16 protein-coding genes are annotated in these 25,351 nt (G+C 38.1%); 14 read left to right on the top strand and 2 right to left on the bottom strand.

The window, feature by feature from the left end:
- The first annotated feature begins 153 nt into the window (after window positions 1–153).
- Both FD46_RS07240 and FD46_RS07235 read left to right on the top strand, forming a co-directional pair.
- Window positions 154–1,287 carry an exonuclease SbcCD subunit D gene (locus FD46_RS07240; RefSeq protein WP_057896487.1) on the top strand — a complete coding sequence of 378 codons (1,134 nt, stop codon included), beginning with the start codon at window positions 154–156 and terminating at the stop codon, window positions 1,285–1,287.
- Window positions 1,287–4,424 carry an AAA family ATPase gene (locus tag FD46_RS07235; protein WP_057896486.1) on the top strand — a complete coding sequence of 1,046 codons (3,138 nt, stop codon included), beginning with the start codon at window positions 1,287–1,289 and terminating at the stop codon, window positions 4,422–4,424. Before FD46_RS07240 ends, FD46_RS07235 begins: the two co-directional genes overlap by 1 nt.
- Before the next feature lie 636 nt (window positions 4,425–5,060).
- Here FD46_RS07235 and FD46_RS07230 read toward each other — a convergent pair.
- Complete coding sequence (locus tag FD46_RS07230; protein WP_057896485.1) at window positions 5,061–6,236, bottom strand: hypothetical protein; 1,176 nt, start codon at window positions 6,234–6,236, stop codon at window positions 5,061–5,063.
- A 203-nt stretch (window positions 6,237–6,439) separates the two neighbouring features.
- Here FD46_RS07230 and FD46_RS07225 point away from each other — a divergent pair, with 203 nt between their 5' ends.
- The 4 genes from FD46_RS07225 (at window position 6,440) to FD46_RS07210 (ending at window position 12,308) form a co-directional block, all read left to right on the top strand.
- Window positions 6,440–7,639: a metal-dependent hydrolase family protein gene (locus FD46_RS07225; protein WP_057896484.1), complete on the top strand. Its 1,200-nt coding sequence runs from the start codon at window positions 6,440–6,442 to the stop codon at window positions 7,637–7,639.
- 61 nt (window positions 7,640–7,700) lie between these two features.
- Window positions 7,701–8,900 (top strand): metal-dependent hydrolase family protein, encoded by a 1,200-nt coding sequence (locus FD46_RS07220; RefSeq protein WP_057896483.1) that lies wholly within the window; start codon window positions 7,701–7,703, stop codon window positions 8,898–8,900.
- Window positions 8,901–9,304: 404 nt separating this feature from the next.
- Window positions 9,305–10,840 (top strand): multicopper oxidase family protein, encoded by a 1,536-nt coding sequence (locus tag FD46_RS07215; protein WP_057896482.1) that lies wholly within the window; start codon window positions 9,305–9,307, stop codon window positions 10,838–10,840.
- A gap of 868 nt (window positions 10,841–11,708) precedes the next feature.
- Window positions 11,709–12,308 carry a cadmium resistance transporter gene (locus FD46_RS07210; RefSeq protein WP_057896481.1) on the top strand — a complete coding sequence of 200 codons (600 nt, stop codon included), beginning with the start codon at window positions 11,709–11,711 and terminating at the stop codon, window positions 12,306–12,308.
- A gap of 389 nt (window positions 12,309–12,697) precedes the next feature.
- Here the strand turns inward: FD46_RS07210 and rarD are convergent, their stop codons facing one another.
- Window positions 12,698–13,600, bottom strand: a complete 903-nt coding sequence (gene rarD, locus FD46_RS07205; protein ID WP_057896480.1) for an EamA family transporter RarD — start codon at window positions 13,598–13,600, stop codon at window positions 12,698–12,700.
- Between the two features lie 336 nt (window positions 13,601–13,936).
- Between rarD and yidA the strand changes: the two genes are divergently transcribed.
- The 8 genes from yidA (at window position 13,937) to pelG (ending at window position 24,827) form a co-directional block, all read left to right on the top strand.
- Complete coding sequence (gene yidA, locus FD46_RS07200; protein ID WP_157047110.1) at window positions 13,937–14,755, top strand: sugar-phosphatase; 819 nt, start codon at window positions 13,937–13,939, stop codon at window positions 14,753–14,755.
- Between the two features lie 206 nt (window positions 14,756–14,961).
- On the top strand, window positions 14,962–15,921 hold the full coding sequence (locus FD46_RS07195) for a GH25 family lysozyme (protein WP_057896478.1): 960 nt from the start codon (window positions 14,962–14,964) through the stop codon (window positions 15,919–15,921).
- A gap of 272 nt (window positions 15,922–16,193) precedes the next feature.
- Window positions 16,194–17,027 (top strand): NAD-dependent epimerase/dehydratase family protein, encoded by an 834-nt coding sequence (locus FD46_RS07190; RefSeq protein ID WP_057896477.1) that lies wholly within the window; start codon window positions 16,194–16,196, stop codon window positions 17,025–17,027.
- 112 nt (window positions 17,028–17,139) lie between these two features.
- The gene (locus FD46_RS07185; RefSeq protein ID WP_057896476.1) at window positions 17,140–19,239 is read left to right on the top strand and encodes a DUF4118 domain-containing protein; all 2,100 of its coding nucleotides are present in this window, start codon (window positions 17,140–17,142) and stop codon (window positions 19,237–19,239) included.
- Window positions 19,227–20,141: a tetratricopeptide repeat protein gene (locus FD46_RS07180; RefSeq protein WP_057896475.1), complete on the top strand. Its 915-nt coding sequence runs from the start codon at window positions 19,227–19,229 to the stop codon at window positions 20,139–20,141. Before FD46_RS07185 ends, FD46_RS07180 begins: the two co-directional genes overlap by 13 nt.
- Window positions 20,134–21,969, top strand: a complete 1,836-nt coding sequence (locus FD46_RS07175; RefSeq protein WP_057896474.1) for a DUF2194 domain-containing protein — start codon at window positions 20,134–20,136, stop codon at window positions 21,967–21,969. Before FD46_RS07180 ends, FD46_RS07175 begins: the two co-directional genes overlap by 8 nt.
- A 4-nt stretch (window positions 21,970–21,973) precedes the next feature.
- Complete coding sequence (gene pelF, locus FD46_RS07170) at window positions 21,974–23,419, top strand: GT4 family glycosyltransferase PelF (RefSeq protein WP_057896473.1); 1,446 nt, start codon at window positions 21,974–21,976, stop codon at window positions 23,417–23,419.
- Window positions 23,382–24,827, top strand: coding sequence for an exopolysaccharide Pel transporter PelG (pelG, locus tag FD46_RS07165; RefSeq protein ID WP_057896472.1), 1,446 nt, complete (start codon window positions 23,382–23,384; stop codon window positions 24,825–24,827). The genes pelF and pelG overlap by 38 nt, the downstream gene beginning before the upstream one ends.
- Window positions 24,828–25,351 lie beyond the last annotated feature (524 nt).

Genomic DNA, 25,351 nt, shown 5'->3' with positions numbered 1-25,351 from the left:
TCACAGCTTTTTTAGCTAATGACGGGATGTTATGAGTATAGATCAATAAAAATGGTTAAAATGAACATAGGTTTGCTATATAATTAACATACCGCTAAAGTACCATATGTTTATATAATTGAATCAATAAAAATTGAAGGGGGAGTAGTAGCTATGCGTTTTTTACATACCGCTGACTGGCATATTGGGCGTCGGTTGCATGGTTTTGATTTAACCGCTGAACAAGACCATGCATTTGAACAAATTAAGCAGCTTGCTTTGGATGAACACGTAGATGGAGTAATTATTGCCGGTGATTTATACGATCGCAGTATGCCGGCAGAAGCATCGGTGGCTCAGTTAAATCACATGTTGCAGCAGCTTAATCTGGTCGCTAAATTACCGATCTATGCTATTTCCGGCAACCATGACAGTGCTATTCGGCTTTCAACCGGGACACCTTGGTTTAAAAGCACCCAGTTTTATATGCATACTCAGTTGGAACAAGCATTTACCCCCGTAGAGTTGCCAGACACGCAGCTATTCTTACTGCCGTATTTTGAACCGTTTGCGGCGCAGCAATATTTTAATGACGATAGCTTACAGCATTTGGACCAGGCGTTTGTTCCAATTATCAATAAAATGAAATCCTTGTTTGATCCCGCTAAGAAGCATCTGTTAGTCTCACATTTCTTTGTGGACGGCAGTGCCACTACTGAGTCGGAAACGCAGTTGAAAGTGGGCGGACTGGCAGCTGTTTCTGCTGGATTATTAAAGGATTTTGATTATGTTGCTCTGGGACATTTGCACGGTAAAGATGCTTTGCATGCAAAAAATGCGCGCTATAGTGGCTCGCCTGTGAAGTTTTCGCTGTCTGAAGCTAATCAGAAAAAAGGAGTATTTATTGTCGATACTGAACCCTTTAAGCTGACTTTTAAACCATTGACGCCGCTCAAAGATGTTCAGCAGTTAATTGAACATTTTGAGACGTTGGCAGATAAAAGCTTCTATGAGAATTTAAAGCTGGACAATTATTTTGGGATAACGTTAAAGGACCGCAAACCGATTCCAAATGTCATGGCTAGGCTTCGTGAGATTTACCCAAACATTATCTCGCTTGATCGAGCGGATGGTTATGAGACCGGCATTGAAGATTCTGGTGAAAGTGGCGCACAGATTCGCCAAAAAGACCCGATGGACTTATTAGGCGACTTTTACAAGCAGATTGCAAAAGACGACTTGTCGCCGCAACAAATCAAATGGGCGCAAGAAGCGCTGAAAATTGCTGACAATGGGGGTCTCAAATAGTGAAGCCGTTAAAATTAACACTTAAGAATTTTGGACCATATGAAAATGAAACGATCGACTTCACTAAATTTGATGAAGCCTCAATTTTCTTGATCTCGGGGAAAACTGGTAGTGGGAAAACAACTATTTTTGACGCGATGACTTTTGCTTTGTACGGCGATAGTGCCAGTGGTGACCGGACGCCGCAAAGCATGCGCTCAGATTTTGCGGACACTAAAACACCGACAGAAGTGACCTTGCTATTCGAGCATCAGGGACAAACTTATCAGATTAACCGGTTTCCAAAACAAGAATTGGATAAAAAACGGGGGACCGGTACCAAGATATTTGAAAGTAGCGGGAAACTCGAGATTTTTAAAGAAAGAAAAAAAGTCAATGAAATCACCAAGATGCGGGACATTAACCTTAAGTTACTGGATGTTCTGCAAATTAGCCGTGAACAGTTTGTGCAAATTGTTTTATTGCCGCAAGGAGAGTTTCGACGTTTTTTGATCGCCTCCAGTTCTGACAAGGAAGATGTTTTGCGAAAAATTTTTCGTACCCAGCTTTATCAAAGGTGGAGTGACACGCTAAGGGATATGCTCAAGAAGCAAAGTACCAGAACCAAAGATGCTAAACACGCAATTGATGCTGATTTGGCAAAAGTGGTCTGGTTGGATGATGCACCTGCTGACGTTAAAGAACATAATGTCAGCGATCAAATAGCGATTTTATCTCAGCAGCAGAGCCAAGCCAAGGCAGCTTTAAAAGACTTAAAAAAACGGCAGCAGTCTGCTCAGAAACATTATGAAGAAGCCCAGCAGCAGTTTCATGCAGATGGTGAGATGAACCAGCAGATTAATCATTTAGCGGAGCAACGGCAGCAACAGCTTAGTTTAAGGGCTCAACAGCCTCAATATGATAAATTACGCGAGCAAGTGGCGCAATTAAAATGGGCAAAAGATTGGAAGCCCAAATATGATCAATTTCAGGAATTAAAAAGTGAATCCTCAAAGGATCAGCTCAAATTAAAAGAAGTTAACGACAAAATTCAAAGCCAAATGAAAGCACGTGAGAAACAGGCCAAGCAGCAGACACAATTACAGACGCAAAAGCCTCAGCAAGAGCAACGACTCAGCCAAAGAACGGTGTTTGAAAATCAAAGATCAATATTTAAACAGGCAAGTGATTTACGAGATCAACTAAAACAAGCGAAAACAACTGTTGCTGAGCTTGACCGGCAGCTTAAAACCAAACAAAAAAGTGCAATCGATCTAACAGTACAAGATGATCAAATTACGCAAAAGCTGACCCAAGTTGTTGGAATAACTGAACGGTTAAACGGGTTAATTCAAACGCTCAAAACCTTGAAAACAGCTTCAAAGCAGCTGACTAAACTAGACCAGGACCAACAGGTTAATTATGAGTTGAAAGTAAGGATTAAAAGAAATAAAAGTGAGTTGCTCGAGTTAATGACTCGGGTAGATCAGACCCAGAGCAAATACACGGCTTTACGCAATAACTGGTTAAGTAACCAGATTGTGAATTTGGTTAAACAATTGGAACCGGGGACACCCTGCCCGGTTTGTGGAAGCTTAAATCATCCAAAGCCCGCCCATGTTGCCGACTTGCCCAGTGTCAGTGACAATGATATTAAAACCGCTGAAGCTCAGCTGCAGCAGTTGCAAAATCAGCAAGCAGCCGATAGAACCAAAATTGACGAACAGGTCAAGCAGTCTGTTAAGCAGGAACAACAAGCAAAAAGTGCTTTCAGGGAGCTTGTTGCTGAATTAATATCAGAGCACATTTTGCAAGCGACTCCGGATAGTCTGGAAGCCGTTAGTCAACAAGTTGCCGATGACACTGCTAAGAATTCACGTGAACGAGACGTCCTTCAGGAACAGCAAAATGACTTAAAAGCTGAACAGGAAAAGCAAGTTCACATTAAACGGGACTTGGAGCAATTGAATCCGGAAGTCGAACAGTTAAAGGCCGCTTATCAAAAAGCACAGTCTATCCAGCAAAAATATGAAGTTCAATTGGATGACGTGGGTCATCGGTTGCCAAGCGAGTTTAGTGATTTGGCCTCTTTGGATCAGCATTTGAGTAAGCTGCAACAGTCAATTGATGCCTATGATCAAGAAGTTGAGACCAATCGTAATCAATTGGAAGATACTAAGCGCACATTGGCAGCTTCTCAGGCAACTGAAACCAGTTTGAAGAATCAGCTTGAACGTTCCAAAGAAAAAATGGAAGTTCTTCAGGATGACATAACAACGGCTGTCTCAAAGCAGTTTGGGACGCAGAGCTGGGAAATACTTGAGAATACAGTGCAAAAAGTAGTGCAATTGGCTGATCTTCAGCAACAAATTGATGATTATCAGGATCAACTAAAAGATGTTGCGGCTGTAATTTCAACGTATGAACAAATTGTGGTTGATCACAAACTGGTTGATTTAAAAGAAGAAGAAGCCGGTCTTGACCAGCTTATTAAAACCCGAGATCAATTAGAGGCTCAATATGATAAAAAGTACCGGCAGACCTTGCTTAATGATGAATTATTAAAACGGGTTGAGAAAAATAAGCGCGCGATTCATGACCAGCAGGAAACAATTAACCAGCTTCAACTGTTGGTTGAAACGGTCAATGGCAGCGGGGATGCAAAGTTGGGCTTGGAGCGATATGTCCTGCAGGCTCAACTAAAAGAAATTCTTCAAGTTGCTAATCAACATTTAAAGCAGTTAAGCTCAGGACGTTATGCCATGCATTTACACAAAGAAGCTGGGGCTTATCAGAAAAACACCGGTCTTGAAATTGATGTTTATGACGATAATGTCGGTCAGATGCGAAGTGTTCATACACTTTCAGGCGGTGAAAGTTTTATTGCCGCATTGAGCTTGGCACTTGCACTAGGTGAAGTGATTCAAAATGGGTCCGGTGGAATTAATATTGACACTCTATTTGTCGATGAAGGTTTTGGCTCACTTGATCAAGAGTCGCTTTCAATGGCGATGGCCGCGCTGGAGAATATTGAAAGTCACAACCGGATGATCGGTATTATCAGCCACGTCACAATTCTACAGGAGCGGATTCCTTATCAGATTCAGGTGCAGACTCAAGGGCAAGGAAAAAGTCGCGTAAGGATTATTACCCCATAGTTAAATTAAGTTAGAATTATTTTGGGACATCATAATTACCTCGTTTTGATTTTTTGTTTGAGCGCTTAAATCTTAGTATATGGGACAGTGATGTCCTGTTTAAAAAAAATCTAGCGCTGATAATTTCTAGCAGTACCAGAAAATTTAGACCCGAGTTTTGGATAAGAGGCAGAAACTGTGATAAAAATTTATTTTGTCGCAGCTTTTTTTAGTACCTACGCAATAGCCACAAGTTTTACTTATGGGGTTGAGGAAAATTTAGTGTAAAAAAATATTCTTTCACTATATTTGTTTCCGATTGCTAACAAATGGTATCAGTAGCTTAACTTTAAAAAAGCTCCCACTGCTTTAGAAATTGTCATCTAGTTTTTATCACTAATTTTTGAATACAATTTTAAGGACAAATTTATGCAGCTTTTTAGTGAAATTATAAAAGAGTATAGTATATGTTGTACTTTTAACTAAAAATATTTTTGGAGAATTATTTTGTATCAGTCATAAAATATGCGGTTTTTAACTGATTTTAGAAAACGAAAAAGGGTCGGGTCAAAACATATGTTTTGACCCGACCCTTTCACTAATTTGTTGTATAGTTATCTCTTCAAACAGATTAATAGCTAGAGGCAAAAGTATCTGCTACAAGAGTTTAAGGAATACCGAAGCGATAATAACCGAAGCAACCGAAACGGTCGCAAATCCACCGACAAGCATCTTAGGAAGAATATTTTCCAAAAGATAAGCTTCCTCTTTTTTATTTTCAGCTACACTGTGGCATATTTCAGTAGTTAAAATGTAATCGGCCGGAAAGCCGAATAAAGCAGTTAGCGAACAAGAGAATGCCATTGGGCCGCTCATTCCAAACGGTTTAGCAAGGATCCAAGATGCGATGAACATACCAAGGAGCCCTAAAATTATTAAAACAACGATTTGCAAGATGATATTACCCATAACTGCAGGTGTTGTTAAGTTCAACTGCTCGAATACATAAGCTAAAAGACCATACATTAACCAGTTAAAAACACCGGCCTGTTTCAAAGCATTGCTTTCCAGAAAACCAAGCTGATGTGCTATGACACCAAAAATCAGGCAGATTACATTAGGGTTAATGGCGTTATGTATGAGTGCAGCAAAACCATTGCTTATAAGTGCTACTATTGCAACACGTACAAGGATAAAAGCAGGAGTCTGAAATTCTTTAGGAAGATTAAAAACCTGAGTGGTGCTGTTAGAAAGAGTTGTTAATGGAGAATTTTCGTCAATTTGAATGTCCTCTTTTCTAAATTTTGCAACTAATCTTCTACCTTCTTTTTTAAGCATATATGAAGTCAAAGGATACCCGATAACTGAATGCAAAACAAACATTGAAACCGGAAGTGCTACAAGAGCAGTGATTCCCTCTGCTTTAAGTCCATTTGTCATTAAAAGTGCAGCTACAAGTCCACCGGTTAAAGGCGGCACTGCTGCCACCACTGTATGCCAATTAAAGATTAAAGTTCCGACAGCCAAGGTCAGTATAAGAGTTCCGATAACTCCCAATAATGCGATGCAGACTGCTTTCCATTGCGCGATCAGCTCGCGTAAATTCATAAGTGTTCCAAGGTGCACCAACAGTAAGGAGATACAGATAGTAACAAAGTTTGTTCCGAATGAGGCTTGTGAAACTATGTCCTTAGGTAATATAGTCCAGAAGCCAATAACAAAAAGAATAGCAGTTACAAATATAGAAGGAATATATGCCTTAGTTGCGGCAGAGACCCACTCGCCAATCAGCATAAAAAGCATGACAATTGTAAAAAAGATAATGAAACTCATAGAAACACCCCTTTATTTTAATTAAAATAAGATGATAAAAACTAATTTAATTATCATGTTAACACAAAAAATCTTTCTTTCAATAGTGACTTTTACGTGGATTTGTGTTAGGTTTATGGCAATGTGAGAAATACAATTATATTTTAGTGTATTTTTTGTTTGTTTTTATCATCAAAAATTAATCGATCAAGGAGATGCATTTTATGACAAAATTATTCACTAATTTCAATTTGTTTGATGGTTCTAAGGCTAAAATTACACCTGGTTCTTGGATGGAAGTAGACGAAAAAAGCGGGAAAATACTGCATATTGGAAGCGGAGAAAAACAAGCAGACGTTGAAAACGTGGATCTAAAGGGCAAATATGTCATGCCGGGCTTAATAAATGTACATACACATATCATGATGAACCCTATTACTAATAAGTTAGAATATCTTTCTGAAGCAGAAGTGACTTATCAAGCTCTGAAAAACTTAAAAGAGTTATTAAAATCAGGAGTTACATATATAAGAGACTGCGGCTGTGCCTTTGACGTGGATGTTAAATTGGCAAAATTGCAAAAAGAAGGAGTTTTTGCTGGTACTGAAATTATGCCTTCGGGCCGTCCAATGTCAATGACTGGTGGACATGGAGACTTTATTGAAGGTTGGGATGGCGAAACAACTTGGGGGCATTTAACCGATTCACCCGATGAGATGCGTAAAGCAGTACGCCAGGCTTTTAAAATTGGTGCTAAAAATATAAAAGTGATGGCCACCGGTGGAGTTATGTCTGCGACTGATCAGATTGACGACACAGAGCTTAGCTTGGAAGAATTGAAAACTGCCGTTGAAGAAGCACATTCCAAACATATGACGGTAGCAGCTCATGCTGAAGGAGAAAGGGGAATCCATAATGCTGTTTTAGCTGGTGTTGATTCGATTGAACATGGGTCCTATGTTTCAGATGAAGATATCGAGTTGATGCTCAAACAAGGAACCTTTTTAACACCGACTTTAATTGCAGCTTATACGATCCCAAAATATGGTAAAGGAAAGCTTCCGCAGTATATGCTGGATAAGGCAAGTTCCTTTATGGACAAATATTTTGAAAGAATTGGTGCAGCAATCAAAGCTGGGGTAAAAATCTCATTTGGAACAGATGCGGGTACACCTTTTAACGGCTTTAAAGACACTTCTTTTGAACTTGAACTTTTAACCGGTGTGGGTGCATCTAACGAACAAGCACTATTTGCAGCAACTAAAAATGCTTCTGAGTTGTTACATATTGATAGTGAATATGGAACTTTAGAGACAGGAAAATATGCTGATTTTATTGTTTTGGACACAAATCCTTTAGCAGATATCAAAGCAGTTCAGCAAGATGACAAGGGTGTTTATAAAAAGGGTGTAAAGAAATTCTGATTCTAATGTTATGTATGGCTTTACAGAGAAATACAGATAGCATTTTAGAAGGGAGAAATAAATGAACACTATTTTTAAAAACGTAAATTTATTCGATGGTAAAAATGCTGAACTTCAAAAGAATGTGTGGCTTAATATTGATGATGTTTCTGGTAAAGTGGAAAGCCTTGGGACTGGTAAACCACCAAGTGCAAACCACAGTATTGATTTAAAGGGGAAATATATTACTCCAGGGTTAATTAATGCCCATACACACATTATGATGAATCCTGTTACAAATAAATTAGAGTATCTTTCAGAAACTGAAGCTACAGTAACTGCTTTAAATAATTTGAAGAGTTTGCTGAAAGCGGGTGTTACCTATATCAGGGACTGTGGGTGTGCTTTTGACGTGGATGTTAAGTTAGCCAAGTTGCAAAAAGAAGGGGCCTTAGGGGGAACAGAGATTGTTCCTTCAGGACGCCCGATGACTATGACAGGCGGACATGGTGATTTTGTTGAAGGAATATATGGTGAGGCAGTCTGGGGACATTTAACAGATTCTGAAGATGCAATGCGTAAAGCCGTGCGTCAAGAATTCAAAAGAGGAGCTAAAAATATAAAGGTAATGGCTACCGGAGGCGTAATGTCAGCAACTGATGAAGTCGACGATATTGAATTAAGCCTTCCGGAATTAAATGTTGCTGTGCAAGAAGCACATTCCAAGCACATGACGGTTGCATCGCATGCTCAAGGAAACAAAGGAATACAAAATTCCTTGGATGCAGGTGTGGATTCTATTGAACATGGGATTTATGTTGATGAAAAACAGGCGGATTTTATGCGGGAAAACAATATTTTCCTTGTGCCGACCTTAAACGCTCCAGCATCCATTTCTCAATATGGGCGTGGAAAACTGCCGGATTATATGCTTCGTAAAAATGATCTGGTCAAAGCGGATTTTTTTAAAAACGTAGCTATGGCTATTAAAAAAGGTGTTAAAGTGGTCGTTGGGACAGATGCGGGCACGCCGTTCAACTATTTTAGCGATGGTACTTGGAATGAATTAGAGTTGATAGTGACGTTAGGAGCTACGCCTGTCCAGGCTTTATTTGGAGCCACTAAGTTTGCTGCGGAATTGCTTAAAATAGATGATTTGTATGGAACCTTGGAAAAAGGAAAATATGCTGACTTTTTAATTTTAGAGGATAACCCATTAGAAGATATCAAGGCCATAAAGGGAAATAAGGAAGTTTACAAAAAGGGCAAAAAAATAGACTGAGGGCTCGAATTTTCAATCGAAAGTTAAAAATTTGCTGAGGCTGAGGCTTAAATCAGCTTACAGATTGGCTAAGAATTTCGAGTGTTTCTGCCTCTAAAGAAACTAAATAATCGAGGTTTCCTGAAAAAAAGAATGGTGTTTACGGTTTTAAAAACAAGCTAAGCTAAAACTAGCCCAAAGAATTAATTAGATTTAATTCTTTGGGCTAGTTTTTAGCTATGTTAGAATAGTAAGTTCATACAGAAGCTATGAAAATTTGTATTCGTTTTTGATGATTAAAGACCAGATGGATATTTTTAGTTTAGAAAAGATATAAAACATGAAATATAATGCCACTGCAGAGCTGAAAATGCTATAGTTGAATTGTAATTAATAAGCTTAGAGTAAAAAGGGAAGATGATATAATGGCTCGAAAAGTTTATACGGATTATTTTTTTGATGAACCGGCATACAATGTACACGATGGCGGTTATGTTCCGCTCAAAAAAGCAGCTGCTGCTCCTTCTCAGCTTAGAATTCCACCGCTCCTGAAACCTGATAAGGAAACCAGAAGTGATACTTATTATACTGTTACGGCACAAGCAGGCGAAACACAGTTTTTACCAGGTGAAAAAACGAAGACATGGGGATTTGGGCTGCCTTTTCTCGGGAAGACGATCATTTTTGAAAAGGGTAAAAGCGTTCATATTAATCTGCAAAATAAGCTTTCTGAATTAACAACTTTTCACTGGCATGGTCTGAATGTTTCCGGGCCGATTGTTGATGGCGGCTGCCATGCACCGGTATATCCTGCCGAAACAAATAAAATTGCTTTTAAAGTAGACCAGCCTGCAGCAACACTCTGGCTGCATGCTCATCCGTGTCCATCAACTGCTGAACAGGTTTGGAAAGGTTTAGCGGCAATGGTGATTGTTAAGGATAAAGCGGAAAGTAAATTACCGTTTCCAAGAAAATATGGGGTTGATGATATCCCGTTAATTTTACAGGACCGCAAGTTTCATGCTCATAATCAGTTGGATTATAATGCTGATTATGACCCCGATGGAGTTCAAGGACCTACGGCAGTGATAAATGGAACCGTGAATCCCTACTTTGATGTTACTACTCAAAGAGTACGTTTCCGCATTTTGAATGGCGCAAACCGCAGAGAATGGCGGCTGCATTTCTCTGATGATTTACAGTTTACGCAGATTGGATCAGATGGCGGTATCCTGCCCGAGCCGGTTGCTTTTACTCATTTGATGCTTACTTGTGCAGAACGCGCGGAAATTATCGTTGATTTTGGTAAATATCATCCAGGCGATGAAGTAACTTTATATACGGATGATGTTCCCCTCGTCACTTTTAAAATTCATGAATTTGAACCTGCTGAAGTAAAGCTGCCGGAACATTTAGCTGAAATTCCCAATCCTGAAGTTACTCCAGATACGCCAATTCATAGAGTTGTAATGTCAGGGATGGATGAAGAAGTTATGCTGGACGGCAAAAAATTTGATATGCAGCGGATAGATGCCAAGCAGAAGATCGGCAGTGTGGAACTCTGGGATATTGTCAATACAAATCAAAAAGAAGGTGGCATGGTACACCCGTATCATATGCATGGAATCCAATTTTTAGTGGTTTCGCGTAACGGACATGCACCATATCCAAACGAACATGGCTTCAAAGATACAGTTGGTGTTAATCCGCGAGAAACAGTTCGGTTGAAGGTTTGGTATGACAAACCAGGAGTCTTTATGTATCACTGTCACATTATTGAACATGAAGATGGCGGAATGATGGCACAGATTGAGGCGTATGATCCCAAGCACCCGCAGACTTATAAACTGATGGATATGGAAACACTGATGAACGCGTTTGCGAAAGAACGGGGTGTAAAGGTGGAAGAGCTGCAACTAGGCGGAATGTCATCTTATAAAAAAATGGGTATGAAGATGTGAACAGCTCCTTTTGAAAAAAGCTGTTCATAAAAATAATAGTACGGGCTGCAGTCGGAGTGTGCCAATAGTTGTTAGGCTTTGAGCATTAACTGCTAATTACGAACATAGTCCGAATTTGACTATGGGTAATTTGTGGTTAAGCGGAAAAGACTGACTATTGAAACACGTTGATATGAAATTGCAAAAGAGTTCAAAAAAACTGAGCCAAAACATAAGTTTATAAGTTTTGACCAAGTCTCATTATTTTAAACCTGCGACTGCTGCACATCACTTCCCTTTGCTGAAATAATAGTGCACTTGTCCATCTTTATGAGTAATCCGTAAGCGGGTGGAAAAGTTTGAATTTTGGGGTACACTGGGATGTATGCAATAAATACATTGGGACTGGGGTAAAATATGACTTTTACCTCAGCCTCAATTTTGGAAAAAACATTATCCTTTGTACGGAATTAGTTTTTGGAAAGTTCAAGTTACAGCATTGATGCAAGAGAAGAATTATAAATTGTGGGTAACTTATATTTAATGCTTAAATGCTTTGACAAGGCAAATGGCCGATTCTAAAAACATACCGACAGCCATCATTTGCATTGCAAGCATATTATGCATACTGTAAACTGCCCACACTAAGATCAGATAAAAAAAGAAGAAAAACAGAGCAATTAATTTGTTCAAACAAAACAGATCCTTCCTAGTTATTTTATAACCGGGTCAATTCTAATATAATAGCCATAATTTATAAAGTTTATTATTAATTAGGCGTCTTATCTGCTCTTGGCATAGGCAAAATTGAACATGAAGATCACGTAATTCGGGTTAAGACCCATAAGGCATAGCTTGTAGCTAAAGGTTAAATTGAGAGGGGGGTGCCATGAATTATTGGATTCTGACGTTGACATTTTTGAGCGTCAACTTGGATTTTTTCTTCGTGCTGCTTTTCTTGCTGAAAAAATATTCTGTAAGTAAAGTACTGACAGGGTATCTATTAGGTATATTAATGCTTTTTACTGCAAGTTATATTATTGGTGCAGCATTGACTGCTTTTTTACCTGAATGGATACTGGGAGGACTGGGTGTACTGCCGCTTTACATGGCTTTTCATGCTGATGGAGATGAAGAAAAAAATATTTCGAGTAAATCGCAGATCTTAAGTGTTTTGATTACATATTTATCAGTTTGTGCAGGATGTAATCTGGCTATTTTTTTACCGGTTTTAATCGGCAAAACATTGGCAAGCTTTCTCAGTACATTATTGTTTATTGGGGTACTCAGTGTCCTAGCAGTTTTCTTAATCAAAGCAGCAGCTGGTATTTCAATAGTTTCAAAGTTAATGGCAAGATACGGCGAAATACTCATGAAGATCTGCTATGTATTAATTGGCCTTTATGTATTTTACGATAGTGGTTTAATAAGCCACTTGTTAGCCTTATTCTACGTTAAGATTCTTATATATATTTTAGTACTTACTTGATGCAAAAAATCTTACTGTAATTTTCTAAGCAGCTTGCCGCAAGTATTGCAAGATAAACTAAAAGGGCAGTGTGCAATATGTTAATTCACATATTGCAGATTAAAGTAAAGGGAGTGTGCCAATAGTCGCTAGGCTTTGAGCATTAACTGCTAATTACAAACATAGACCGAATTTGACTATGAGTAATTTGTGGCTAAACGGAAAAGACTGACTATTGAAACACGTTGATATGAAATTGCAAAAGAGTCCAAAAAAACCAAGCCAAAACATAAGTTTTGACCTAGCCCCTTTTGTGTTGCTTTATAGGATCCATATTGATATTTCTGTACCTTTAGTGCACAAGCTTTTGGAATCCAGTCCCGCTTGATGGTTGATTTGAGCACGTTAAATTATTTTTTTACCGTGTTTTTTATCTGCCGTAATCTGCGGTAATTATACAAACTGCTGACAATGAATACTAAAATACCGCTCCAGATAAACAAGAAGACAATTGCCTTATTCCAGTTGAATGCTTCATGCAGAACAAAGATTGCCATTAATAACTGGATAGTCGGGTTTAGGTACTGAATAAAACCGAGCGTGATAAAATCGGTATTTTTGGTTGCTACCGCAAACAGCAGTAAAGGAATAATAGTGATGATTCCACTTAGTATCAGCAAGATAGTAACCTGAAGTCCATTTTGTGTCATCACGTGAGGAGTTGCCAGTAAATAAATAACTGCAATCGGCGCAACGCATAAGGTTTCTAGGGTTAATGAAATAGTTGCAGGCAGTTGGACCTGTTTTTTTATCAATCCGTAAAAGCAAAACGAACCGGCCATTAATAAGGTGTTCAAAGGCAACGAGCCGGTTTGAATGGTTAAAATTACGACACCGATCACAACCAGTATGAGTGCAATTATTTTTGCCCGCGATAAACTTTCATGCAAGAAAATCAGCGCTACAGCCACGTTCATCAATGGCATTATGTAATAGCCTAAGCTTGCCTCTGTTGCTTGATGATGAGTAACCATGTAAATATAAATAAACCAGTTGATTGAAATTAAAAAAGAACTTAGGATGATCCAGCCTATTTTACGGTTTTTTGTCAAACTGACTATGGTTTCCCATACATTATGCCAGTCTTTTTGAACAGTTAATACAATGCTGATTGTTGCCAGCGACCAGACGATCCTGTATGCAAGGGTGTCCATTGCCGGAACTGCACTGAGCAGCTCCCAAAAAACACCCAGCATTCCCCATAATATATAGGCTGCCAGTGCACTACTGAGGCCCAAATGCTTATTTTTCATATATCCAACTCCTGACAGTTTTGGCAATTAATGTACTGCTTGTAACTATATCAGTAACGCAGTAAAAATTACAATGGATTGTTTAGCAGCTTTGAAATTTAATTATAACGAGGAATGTTTTATTTTCCAACAAAAAGAAAACAAAAAACTATCGTGTATCATTTTAGTAAAAGGAAAAATGTAAAACTAAAGAGAGATTTGAACGCAAAGTTTTGTTTTTAAAAGCTGTTAGATGTACTGTATGTTTCGTTTGTTCAAAGCAATAATAAAATACAAGTTATGCTATAGTTATTTTGAAACAGATTATTCATTTAATCATGAAAGGGTGTGGCTGTTATTAAAATAAAGATAGTTGCTATTGATATCGATGATACATTGTTAAATTCACAAAAAAAGCTGACTGAACCAGTGAAACTTGCCATTAATAAAGCCAAAGCATCAGGCATTAAGGTTGTTCTTTGTACTGGCCGTCCGTTGTCAGGAGTAATGTCGTTATTAAGCGAGTTGGGCTTGGATCATCAAGACGATCAGTATGTTGTCAGCTTTGGCGGTTCTTTAGTTCAAACGACTAACGGAAAGATTATTTCTTCTGATCCGCTTACTTATATTGATTATGTGGACCTGGAATATTTGTCCCGCAAAAAGGGGCTTCATTTTCATGCAATCAGTAATGACAGAATTTACACTGCCAATAGAGATATCGGCGAATTTACGATTCACGAGTCAAATTTAGTCTCATTGAACGTTTCATACCGGACTCCTGAGGAGATGCGCGGAATAAAAATTATCAAGGCAATGTTTATCGATCAGCCTGAGGTCTTGAATCAGGCATTGAAAGACTACCAGGACTTTGCCAGTCTAGAAGATCGGATTAATTTCACCAGAAGCACTCCTTATTTTTATGAAGCCAACGCTGTGGGAATCAATAAGGCCAGCGCTTTAAAAAGACTGTGCAAATTACTGACGTTAACTTCCGAAAATGTAATGGCAATCGGAGATGAAGGTAATGACTTAAGCATGATCAAGTTCGCCGAAATGGGAGTTGCTATGGGCAATGGAATTCAGGCGGTGAAGGACTGTGCTCAGGAAATCACTGCGGATAACAACCATGATGGAGTCGCACTTGCAATTGAAAGGTACGCGCTTGGTGAATAAGTGTATTTTTGAGCAGTAATTGCATTAATCTTCCAAACTAATATTTTTAAGTGACACTTTTCATATTTTTAACGTTAATAAAAGCAGGAGGGGCTGGGTCAAATAACTTTTGATTCAGTCCCTCTGTCTTAACCTGAAAGGTATGAGTTAACGTGTTCCAATAGTCAGTCTTTTCTGTGTTTAAAAAATAAAGGAGGGGAATTTTAATGAGCAAGTACTGTGAATTAGTAGCGGATGTTGCAAGTTATCAGCCGGATTCAGCAGATTTTTTCAAAGCTCTGGCCGCTAAAAAAGTACGTGCGGTAATTGTTAAACTGACAGAAGGCAGTGAAGACGGCAGTGCATATTTTAACCCTAAGGCTGCTGTTCAACTTAGAAATGCACGTGCAGCTGGACTTTCAGTGCATGTTTATCACTATGCCAAGTTTAATGGAAAGCAAGATGCAAAAAACGAAGCAGCCTGGTTTATAAAGAACGCCCGTAAGTTAGGGATAAGCCCTGCTTCGGTTATGGCACTTGATCTGGAAGATAATTGCAATGCAGCAATGGCAACAGAAGATGTAAATACTTTTTTACAGCAAGTCAAAGTTGCCGGCTATCAGCAATTAGCCTTTTATTCGATGGCAAGCTGGTTTTGGCAAGGACGCATTAATACTAAGAAGTTGCTGACTCAAAACCTATGGGTGGCTAACTACGGAGTTTCTGAACCCGGGGTTGCTCATACAGGATTATGGCAGTATACAAATGCTTTTGAAGTTGCAGGTTATAAGGTTGATATGTCCTATGATTTTTGCGGTCTTTATACTACGCAGCGGCCTGAACCTAAAACTGTTCCAAATACTGTTCCAAATACTGTTCCAAATACTGTTCCAAATACTCAAGGTAGTACTTTTAAAGATATTTTGGGTGACCAATGGATCCTGCAAAAAGGCAAGTTTACCACACGAACTCCGCTTAACCTACGCTGGGGTGCAAAGACAACCAGCGCACAGATTTCTGTACTGCCTGTCAATTCTGTTGTTGCGTATGATGCGTATTCTCTCCATGATGGTTTTGTGTGGCTGCGCCAGCCACGCTCTGGCGGAACATTCGGTTATTTGGCAAGCGGCACCGAGCAAAATGGCCGCAGAACTAGCTGCTGGGGGGAGTTTGACAGTCAAAGATAATTAGTGTGAACGTTAATCTTATTAATGGCAATTAAATTATTTCAGAGTAAAGTTTATCTAGAGGCATCTGCTTCTCGAATTTGTTTAGCAAAATTCGATGGAGAGGCGCCTTTTTTTAAGTATAAAAAATTGTAATAATATTTGAATTCGAAAAAAGTAATTTCTTATTAATTAATATAAAATAAGTTGTTTAAAAAATATAACATATAGTATATAATCATTTTGTACTATGTAAAATTTAATAGGTAGTATGTAGAAATGGGGGAATATTTTTGGCAAGTTATTTGGTAACTGGCGGAGCAGGTTTTATCGGTTCCAACTTGACAAAAGAGCTGATAAAACAAGGAAATCAGGTTTGTGTCGTTGATGATCTTTCTATGGGTAAGCTTGAGAATCTGGCACAGATTGACCGTAATGCTTTGCAGTTCTATGAACATACGATCACCGATAAAAAATTCATGAAAGAATTATTGTTAGATAAGAAATTTGATTACATTGTTTTGTTAGCAGCTGTTGCAAGTGTTGCTGATTCAATTGCACGTCCATACGAAACACATCAGGTTAATCAAGAGGCAGATATTAATATTCTCGAGATTATCAGAAAATACGAGTTGCCGGTGAAGAAAGTTATTTTTTCATCTTCAGCAGCAGTTTACGGTAAGCTTTACGCAATTCCAACGGTCGCTACCCGTTTTTTCAATGTATATGGTCCTAAACAAAATCCCCAGTCTCCTTATTCAGGTGTACTTTCAATTATCACTGAGTGTTTCAAGAATAACAGTGAATTTACGCTATTCGGAGATGGCGGACAGGCTAGAGACTTTATCTATGTGGAAGATGTTGTTTCTGCACTGAATTTATTACTGCGGTCTGACGCTCAGCATGATGTTTATAATGTCGCAACCGGTCGAACAGCAACTCTTCTTGATGTCATTAATGAAATGGAAAAGATTGTCGGCAAACCATTGAAAATCAAAAAAGCTCCCGAACGTAAGGGAGATATTCGTCGTTCGCAAGCAGATGTTGCCAAGCTGCATAGTCTCGGCTTTTCTGCGAAAAATGACTTAGCAGCCGGTTTAAAAAAGTACTTGTCTGTTATTGAATAACGCAACAGTACAAAAAATAAAAGAGCATCTTTTTTCATAGAAGTATCTGAAGAAGCAGGGGTACTGGCTGCTGGAAGAATTTTATTCAAAAAAATACAGGAGGAACAATTAGTTGAAGGTTTTAGTAGCTGGCAATACCGGTTATTTAACAAGAGAGTTTATTTTAAAAACTTTTCCGCAATATGAGGTGGTCATTACTGGTGATCCGCTTATAAAGTCAAGCGTTTCTAAAAAAATAACCGTTATTCAAAAAAATTATCAGCAGGTGCAGGATATACTGAATATTCAGCACTTTGACAAAATTATCTATTTTTCTGCGTACTTAACTTTTAATGGTAAAGCACAACATGAAATGGAAGAGTTAAATGCATTGTTAGAGTATTGCGAAAAAAACAACAGCACAAAATTTTTATATGTTACAAGACAAAGCAGACTTCAGCAGGATAGAAGTAAAGATGAAGTAATCCTAAAGCAAGGTAAAGAAGTCTGCTACTATTATGCTTCCGTAAAGGGGTTGGACATCAAGGTTATTGAAAGTCCATACCTGTATTCAATTAGTTATTCAAGAGACTTTTTGTATCAATTATTTAAAAGTGCTGCAGAAAAAAAGGAATTTGAACTGCGAGCTGCTGCACAAGAAGGTGTTTTTTTCATTTCTCTTGCAGATTTGAGCAAACTCATACATAAAATATTTGATAGTTGGAAAAAAGGATATGAGGTTGTTGAGATTCCACTGCAAGATCCGCTTTTGCTGGGTTCACTGTCTGCTAAGATTCCAGACTTAGAAATTAATTTTTTGTCACAAGCACCTGTGAGCACTTCTAATGAGATTTCAGAAACTGCAACAGTGGTTTCAAAATACAGTTGGCAGCAAAATGATTCTCTGAATGCCGTTATTGCTGATCTTTATGCCGGCTTCAGCAGCAACTGGGTCAAAACTGGTTTTTTTGAAAAGTTTAATAATGCTTTTTTAAAAAAGCATAGAAAATTGATTGCCTTATTAGAAGTGATCGCAGCTTTTTTTCTTTGCATTTTCTTGAATAATTTTGCAGTCAGCAATGCACAGTTCAAATTAATAGACATTAAACTGCTTTATGTGGTTATGGCAGGGACAATCTACGGAATTGATCTGGGCTTGGTAGCTGCCAGTTTAGCTTCGGGCTTATTAATATATACTTTTGTAGCAAGCGGAACAGATTGGCTGACACTTTTCTACGATCCTACAAATTGGCTTCCTTTTATTGGATATTACATTGTGGCCGCGGTTTGCGGTTATTTACAGATCAAGAGCAAAGACAGTATTAATTTCTGGGAGAAAGAAAGTACAGTTAGCGAGGATAAATGCCAGTTTATCCGAGAATTGTATGAAGGTGAAGTAAAGGAAGGAAAAAAACTGCAGAAACAGATTTTAGGCAACAAAAATAGTTTCGGCAAGATTTTTGAAGTTACACAAAGACTTGACTCTGTAGAACCCGCGAAGATTTTTAATGAATCTATTCGAGTACTGGAAGAGTTATTGGAGAACAAGTCAATTTCTATTTACAGGATTGAAAAGAACAGTTCTTTTGCAAGACTCCAAGTTGCTTCCAGCGATGTCTTGAATGAACAGCCGTTTTCACTTGATCTTAAAGATTATAAAGAAATATTAACTGTTATAAAAAGCGGCGAGGTATGGGTTAATCATAATCTGGATGCCCGTTTTCCAATGTATGTGACCGATATCTCACAGAATTCTCAGCCCTTGCTGATGATTACCATTGCGCATACGGATTATACTCAGATGTCTTTATATTATGAGAATCTGTTCAAAGTTCTTTGCGGCTTAGTTCAAAATGCTGTACTTAAAGCATTGTTTTACAAAGAAACTGTATACGGCAAGCTTCACTATAATGAGACTACTGTTTTGAAGGAAGAAGCCTTTGTTAATGAATTGAAGATTGCTAGACAGTCAAAAGAAGGACAAAATTCTTTATATGAATTATTAAAAATTAAGGTTAAAAATACAGATGAAATTAAAGCTGTTTATTTGAAGGTTAAAGACCTGATCAGGGCCAGTGATATTCTGGGAGCTACCGAAAAAGGAGATTTCTATCTGTTGCTGACGCAAATTTCATCTGAGAATCTTCCTCTTGTTTTGGAACGCTTTTCTAAGGCTGGTGTAAAAAGCCAGGTTGTTTTGGCGGATGAGGAGGAAGAAATTTGCGCATCATAATTTTATTACTGCTTATTCATCTACTCGGTTGTGCAGCAGTTTACTTGGGATATAAGCTGAATATATTGCATATTTCTAAAATCATGCTGTTGTTTGTTTTGTTGGTTCCAATTTTTGGAAGTATTTGTGCATTCATCATCGGAGTGTTCTTTTCCACAGAAAATAATCAGCAAAAGGGAAATTTACTGGAAATGTCGATTGAAAGGAATAACCCGGAAGATGAATTCTTTATAGAGCAAAGGCGTGATACACAAGGTATTGTTCCAGTGGAAGAAGCGCTATTGATCAACAATTCTAGTACTAAGCGCAGTCTGATGATGGCTGTCTTAAATGATGAACCTAAGCAATATGCTGCAATGCTTTCAAAAGCCAGAATGAATAACGACGTTGAGGTTGTACATTATGCAACTACTGCTTTAGCAGCAATTTCAAGTGAGTATGACCTGCAGCTTCAGAACTTTGAAAGAGAATATAAAAAAAATCCTCAAAATGTGAAAATGCTTCAGGCCTATAGCAATTTCTTAAAAAAATATCTTAAATCAGATTTTATTGAAAAAAACATCTATGAGATCCAACAGCAGCAGTATATCAACTTGCTGCAGAGTTTAGTAGAAGTTAAAAAAGATGACTTTAAGCTTTACTTGGATTTAATAGATACTTTTTTGGAACTGAAAGATTATAATCAGGCATTGCATTATCTGAATAGCATTGAAGAAAAGTGGGGAACGACTCAAGAATTCTGGATGGAGAAACTCAAGTATTATTTCTTTCAACACAATTATCAGCAGATCTTGGAAACTGTCGCAGAGATAAAGAAGAAAAATATTTATCTCTCTGGAGCCAATAAGGAATTGGTAAAGTATTGGATGTCAAAGAAAAATGAGGAAAATAAAGATGAATAGATGGAAAAATTTTAGGTATAAAGCACTATTTCTGACCATGCTTACTTTTTTCATAATAGCTGTCATCCTCTTTTTTGAAAGAAGCGGCATTCACTATACTCAGCCAGCCAAACAGATTAATTATTTACCCACTGCTAAGGTGATGCGAGCAGAAGATGCAATCAAAAAAGTACCGACTAACTGTTTGATCCTTACAGATACTTCCGATCCTAACACTAAGCCGGCTCGACAACAGATAAAAAAAGTGCTGTTAGATATGAAGGTCGGTTACAAAACAACTGATTTGGCTAAGGAATCACTGCCAAATCTTGATCAGTACCAAACGGTTGTTGTGTTGATAGAAAATATTAGTATTTTTAAATCACAAGAAGTTCAATTTGCAAACTGGATAAAAGATGGTGGGCAGGCTTTATTTGTTCTGCCCCTTCAAAAAGAAATCGGTGTCGACAGTTTCTTCAGTGAATTAGGAGTTAAAAGTGCTTCTGCAGATAATGAGGTCGTACCGGGCTTTTATTCTGATAAGGGCTTTATGATTGGCAGCGGAAAGCAGTATAAATTAAGCGATCCATTTAAGTCGGCACGACGAATGGAGCTGTCGCCGGGAGTAAAAACGTATGCATGGACGGATAAAAGCAAAACCTTTCCATTAGTATGGAAGAATAATTATGGTAAGGGACAAGTAGTAGTTGACAATCTCGGAGTTGTCGAAAAAGTTAACAGAGGAATTTATGCCGCTTCCTATAGTCTTTTGGGGCCTGTAGGAGTTTATCCTGTGATAAACGGTTCGGCTTTTTACCTGGATGACTTTCCTTCCCCTGTTCCAAACGGTGATGGAAAGTATGTGAAAAGAGACTACCATATGAGCATTGCGGACTTCTACTCAAATGTCTGGTGGCCGGACCTGTTAAAACTTTCTTCTGAGCATGGTGTTAGATTTACCGGCGTTATTATTGAAAATTATGGGAATCAGACTGATGGAAAAATTACACCAACAATTGACACCAGCCGTTTCAGATACTTAGGTAACATGTTACTGCATGCAGATGGTGAACTCGGTTTTCATGGATACAACCATCAGCCTCTTAATACTGGTGAAGTTAGCTATAAAGGACAACATTTGCCGTATAAACTCTGGACAAGTTCAGCAGCAATGAAGAAAGCAGTTGCCCAATTAGAAACTTTTTCTAATAAGGTTTTCCCGGCAACCAGAAAATCTGTGTATGTGCCGCCTTCTAACATTATTTCTCCAAAAGGAATAAAAGTTATTAGACAAAGCAAGGATATCAAAACTATTGCCAGTGTCTACTTTCCTGGGGATGCAGGCTATGCACAGGAATTTGGAATTGCCAAAAACGGTCTCGTAAATGAGCCGCGCGTTATTTCAGGCGCATTATTTGATAATTTCACTAACTTGGGAGCTTTTTCAGAGCTGAATATGCACTATGTCAATACACACTTTATGCATCCCGATGATCTGCTGGATGTTGACCGGGGTGCAAAGTTAGGCTGGCGCAGACTAAAAAGCAATTTGGCCCATTATATGAACTGGCTTTTTTCTTCTGCACCGGGGATCAGGAACTTGACAGGCTCAGAATTATCAGGAGCTATTGAAAGATACAGTGCCGTTGTTGTCACTAATCAGCAGGTCACTTCTTCAGCAATAAAAATGCACCTTGGGAATCTTTATGATGAGAGTTACCTAATGATGCGTTTTAATGAAAATAAAAAGCCTGGTAAGGTCGTTGGCGGTTCTTTACAGCATATAACAGGAGACCTTTATCTATTAAGAGCAACAAGTAGTGATATAACCATTACTTTACGGAGGTGAAAAGATGCGGATTTGTTTAGTTATAGAAGGAGCATATCCCTATGTTCATGGGGGAGTCTCAACATGGATGCATCATTATCTGCAGGATATGCAGGAACACGAATTTATTTTGTGGGTAATCGGTGCACATTCTAAAGATAAGGGAAAATTTGTTTATGACTTGCCTAAAAATGTAGTAGAAGTGCATGAAGTCTTTCTTGACGATGCAGTAAAAATGAAGAGTAAAGGGACCTTAAAGTATCGGTTTACTGCAGAAGAAGAAACTGCGTTTAAACAATTGATGGAGTGTGCACGTCCTGATTGGAACCTGTTGTTTGAATTGTTTCAGATTAAGAAGATTTCACCAATGTCTCTTTTAAAAAGCGACGTTTTCCTAGAGCTTCTTACTCAGCTGTGTACTGAAAAGTATCCTTACTCAGCATTTGCTGAATCATTTCACACGATGCGCTCTATGCTGCTGCCGCTTTTATATCTGTTGAGCCAAAATGTTCCAGTTGCTGATGTTTACCACTCTATCTCAACTGGATATGGCGGACTGCTTGCGTCTCTTGGGAGCTGGCGTTATGATAAGCCGTTATTGCTGACAGAACATGGAATTTATACAAGAGAAAGAGAAGAGGAGATCATTCGTGCCAAATGGGTAGCACCAACGTTTAAAAGGCAATGGATTCAACTCTTTTATATGCTTTCCGATGTTATTTATGCACGAGCTTTCAGAGTTACCAGTCTCTTTGAGAATGCCAGAAAAACGCAGATAGAAATCGGCTGTGCTGCTGAAAAATGTCTTGTAATTGAAAATGGAATTGACTATGAGAAGATGCATCTGATCCCTGATAAGGTGCCTGATGAACGGATAGATATCGGTGCAGTTGTCCGCCTAGCACCTATCAAGGATATAAAGACAATGATTTATTCATTTTTTGAGCTGCTTTCCTTGAGAAAAGATGTCAGATTGCACATTATGGGAGGAACTGATGACAAGCAGTATGGGAAAGAATGTCACGAACTTGTTGAAGATTTAGGAATTTCCAAGCAGGTAATCTTTACAGGACGTGTTGATATTGCACAGTATATGAAAAAGATAGACTTTACAATTCTTACAAGTATCTCAGAGGGCCAGCCGTTATCTATTCTAGAATCATTGGCCGCAAGAAGGCCATGTGTTGCGACTGATGTGGGCTGCTGTAAAGAGCTGCTGGAAGGCAAGAAAGCAGACAATTTAGGAGCTGCCGGCTACTGCACCCCGCCGATGTATAGAGAAGGATTAGCTAAAGCAATGAATAAAATGTGCCAGTCGCGTACTCTCAGGTTAAAGATGGGAAATATTGGGGCAAAAAGGGTTTCCTTAACTTATCGGCAAGAGAGAATGATGAACAAGTACCGTAAACTATATGAAGAGGTTGAAGAAAAATATGGCTGGGATCGGATTCGAATTAAAAAAACTGTTTAAAAAAAGAGGTTTGTTTGCGAGTGTACGTGCCTATGGCTATGCTGGTATAGTCTGTACTGGACCAATGATTTTGGGAATCGTTTTGTTATTAAATTTGCTTTTTTTAGGCAAAGCATACAATATGTCTTTTAATGACCAAGAGATTTTTGTAAGTACGATCACCTATACCTTATTGTTTTCTTTGACAATTTCTGGCTTCTTTTCGATGGTCGTAACAAGATTTATTGCCGATATGATTTATGAAAAAAGAGAAAAAAACATCTTGCCTTCTTTCTGGGGATCAAATATATTGATGCTCATTGTGGGAGGAAGTTTATATAGTATCTTCTTGTTCTTTTCGAATTCAGGTTTTCCTTTGGCAATAGTATGTTTAGCGTTATTTTCAGAAATTGTAGTTGTTTGGAATGCTATGTGTTATCTGACAGCGATTAAGGAATACAGCGGCATCTTATTCTCTTTTATTTCTGCTGTTGTAGCTGCTTTCTTATTGGCTGTTTTGATTATAAATGTTGCTGGTGTTTCAGTTTTGGGAATGCTGCTTGCTGTTTTTGGCGGATATGGAGTAATGACAGTATGGGATGTCGTATTGCTGTGTCACTTTTTCCCGCGCAGCATGCATCAGCCATTCCTGTTTTTGCAGTGGTTTGACAGTTTTTTAAGTTTAGCATTTGTAGGACTGTTCACTAATATTGGACTGTTTGGTCATATTGTTGTTATCTGGAACAGTCCTCTTGGAGAAAAAATCAGCGGCTTTTTCAGAGCAGCCCCGTATTACGATATTCCGGCTTTATTAGCCTTTTTAACTACATTAATTACCACTATGAATTTTATTGTTTCTGTAGAAGTCAATTTTTATCCTAAGTATAAAAAGTATTATTCGCTGTTCAATAATCATGGGTCGATAAAAGATATTCAGCAAGCAGAAGAGGAAATGCTGAGTGTTTTAAAAACAGAATTAAAATACACTGGGCTTAAGCAGCTGTTTACTACGGCAATTGCTATTTCACTTGGACAGACAGTCATTGCTTTGCTTCCCCTTGGATTCAATGATATTATGTATGGTTACTTCAGGACACTTTGTGTGGGTTATGGTTTGTATGCAATAGCTAATACAATCATGCTGCTGTTGCTGTATTTTGCTGATAACAAAGGTGCATTTATTGGAACTCTTGTTTTTGCAATTTGTTCGCCATTGTGTACCTTTTTAATGTTTAAGTTTACATTGCTGTACTACGGCTTCGGCTTTGTAATTGCGTGCGGTGTGTTCTTTATCGTGATGCTGGGAAGGCTGACAAGTTTTACAAATAAATTATCTTTCCATCTTTTAAGTATGCAGCCGATTTTTAAAGAAGATAAGGTAGGTTTCTTCACCAACTTAGGTCTGAAGCTGGATAAATTTTTTGAATAGTATTTTTACACAAATAAAATAACTAAGTAACCTGGAAAAGCATGCTAATAGTTATTATATTTCGGGCATTAACTGCAATTTACCAGTCGTTCGTAGCGCTCTTTTTGATACAGGCATACAGAATTAATTTATCACTTGGGCAACGGGGGGATACTCGTGCTTGCTTTGATGATTACTTCTAAAAAAATACTCAATATTTGCAAACTTCTGTTTTGAATGATAAGGGTAACTAAGAGAACAATGTGGATGCATTACAGTAGTCAATTTTTTAGTAAAATTATAATCTTTTTTGCTTAAGCTTTTCCAAATAGCTATGTTATTATGATGGTAGAATATAATTTTGTTCCTCATTGCTGCTTTGAAAACACAAATCGATTAGTGTAATAGGCTTCGAAACGTTTCAAAAGCTAGAAATACATATTATGTGAAAGTTTAAGTTAAAAGCTTTTTTGGTCGATATACAACTTGGGTCAAAGAAGCTTAAAAGCTTTGCGCATAGTGGATCATTATTTGGTTTGAAGACT

It is taken from the genome of Liquorilactobacillus oeni DSM 19972 (assembly GCF_001436275.1).
Lineage (GTDB): Bacteria > Bacillota > Bacilli > Lactobacillales > Lactobacillaceae > Liquorilactobacillus > Liquorilactobacillus oeni.
Note: the sequence above shows the minus strand (reverse complement) of the source record. Positions and strands in the feature narration are given on the sequence as shown.

Excerpts from the sequence above, each read along its gene's own strand:
- FD46_RS07240 (WP_057896487.1), top strand. The coding sequence starts at position 154 with ATGCGTTTTTTACATACCGCTGACTGGCATATTGGGCGTCGGTTGCAT.
- FD46_RS07230 (WP_057896485.1), bottom strand. The coding sequence starts at position 6,236 with ATGAGTTTCATTATCTTTTTTACAATTGTCATGCTTTTTATGCTGATT.
- FD46_RS07225 (WP_057896484.1), top strand. The coding sequence starts at position 6,440 with ATGACAAAATTATTCACTAATTTCAATTTGTTTGATGGTTCTAAGGCT.
- FD46_RS07220 (WP_057896483.1), top strand. The coding sequence starts at position 7,701 with ATGAACACTATTTTTAAAAACGTAAATTTATTCGATGGTAAAAATGCT.
- FD46_RS07215 (WP_057896482.1), top strand. The coding sequence starts at position 9,305 with ATGGCTCGAAAAGTTTATACGGATTATTTTTTTGATGAACCGGCATAC.
- FD46_RS07210 (WP_057896481.1), top strand. The coding sequence starts at position 11,709 with ATGAATTATTGGATTCTGACGTTGACATTTTTGAGCGTCAACTTGGAT.
- rarD (WP_057896480.1), bottom strand. The coding sequence starts at position 13,600 with ATGAAAAATAAGCATTTGGGCCTCAGTAGTGCACTGGCAGCCTATATA.
- FD46_RS07195 (WP_057896478.1), top strand. The coding sequence starts at position 14,962 with ATGAGCAAGTACTGTGAATTAGTAGCGGATGTTGCAAGTTATCAGCCG.
- FD46_RS07175 (WP_057896474.1), top strand. The coding sequence starts at position 20,134 with ATGAATAGATGGAAAAATTTTAGGTATAAAGCACTATTTCTGACCATG.
- pelF (WP_057896473.1), top strand. The coding sequence starts at position 21,974 with ATGCGGATTTGTTTAGTTATAGAAGGAGCATATCCCTATGTTCATGGG.
- pelG (WP_057896472.1), top strand. The coding sequence starts at position 23,382 with ATGGCTGGGATCGGATTCGAATTAAAAAAACTGTTTAAAAAAAGAGGT.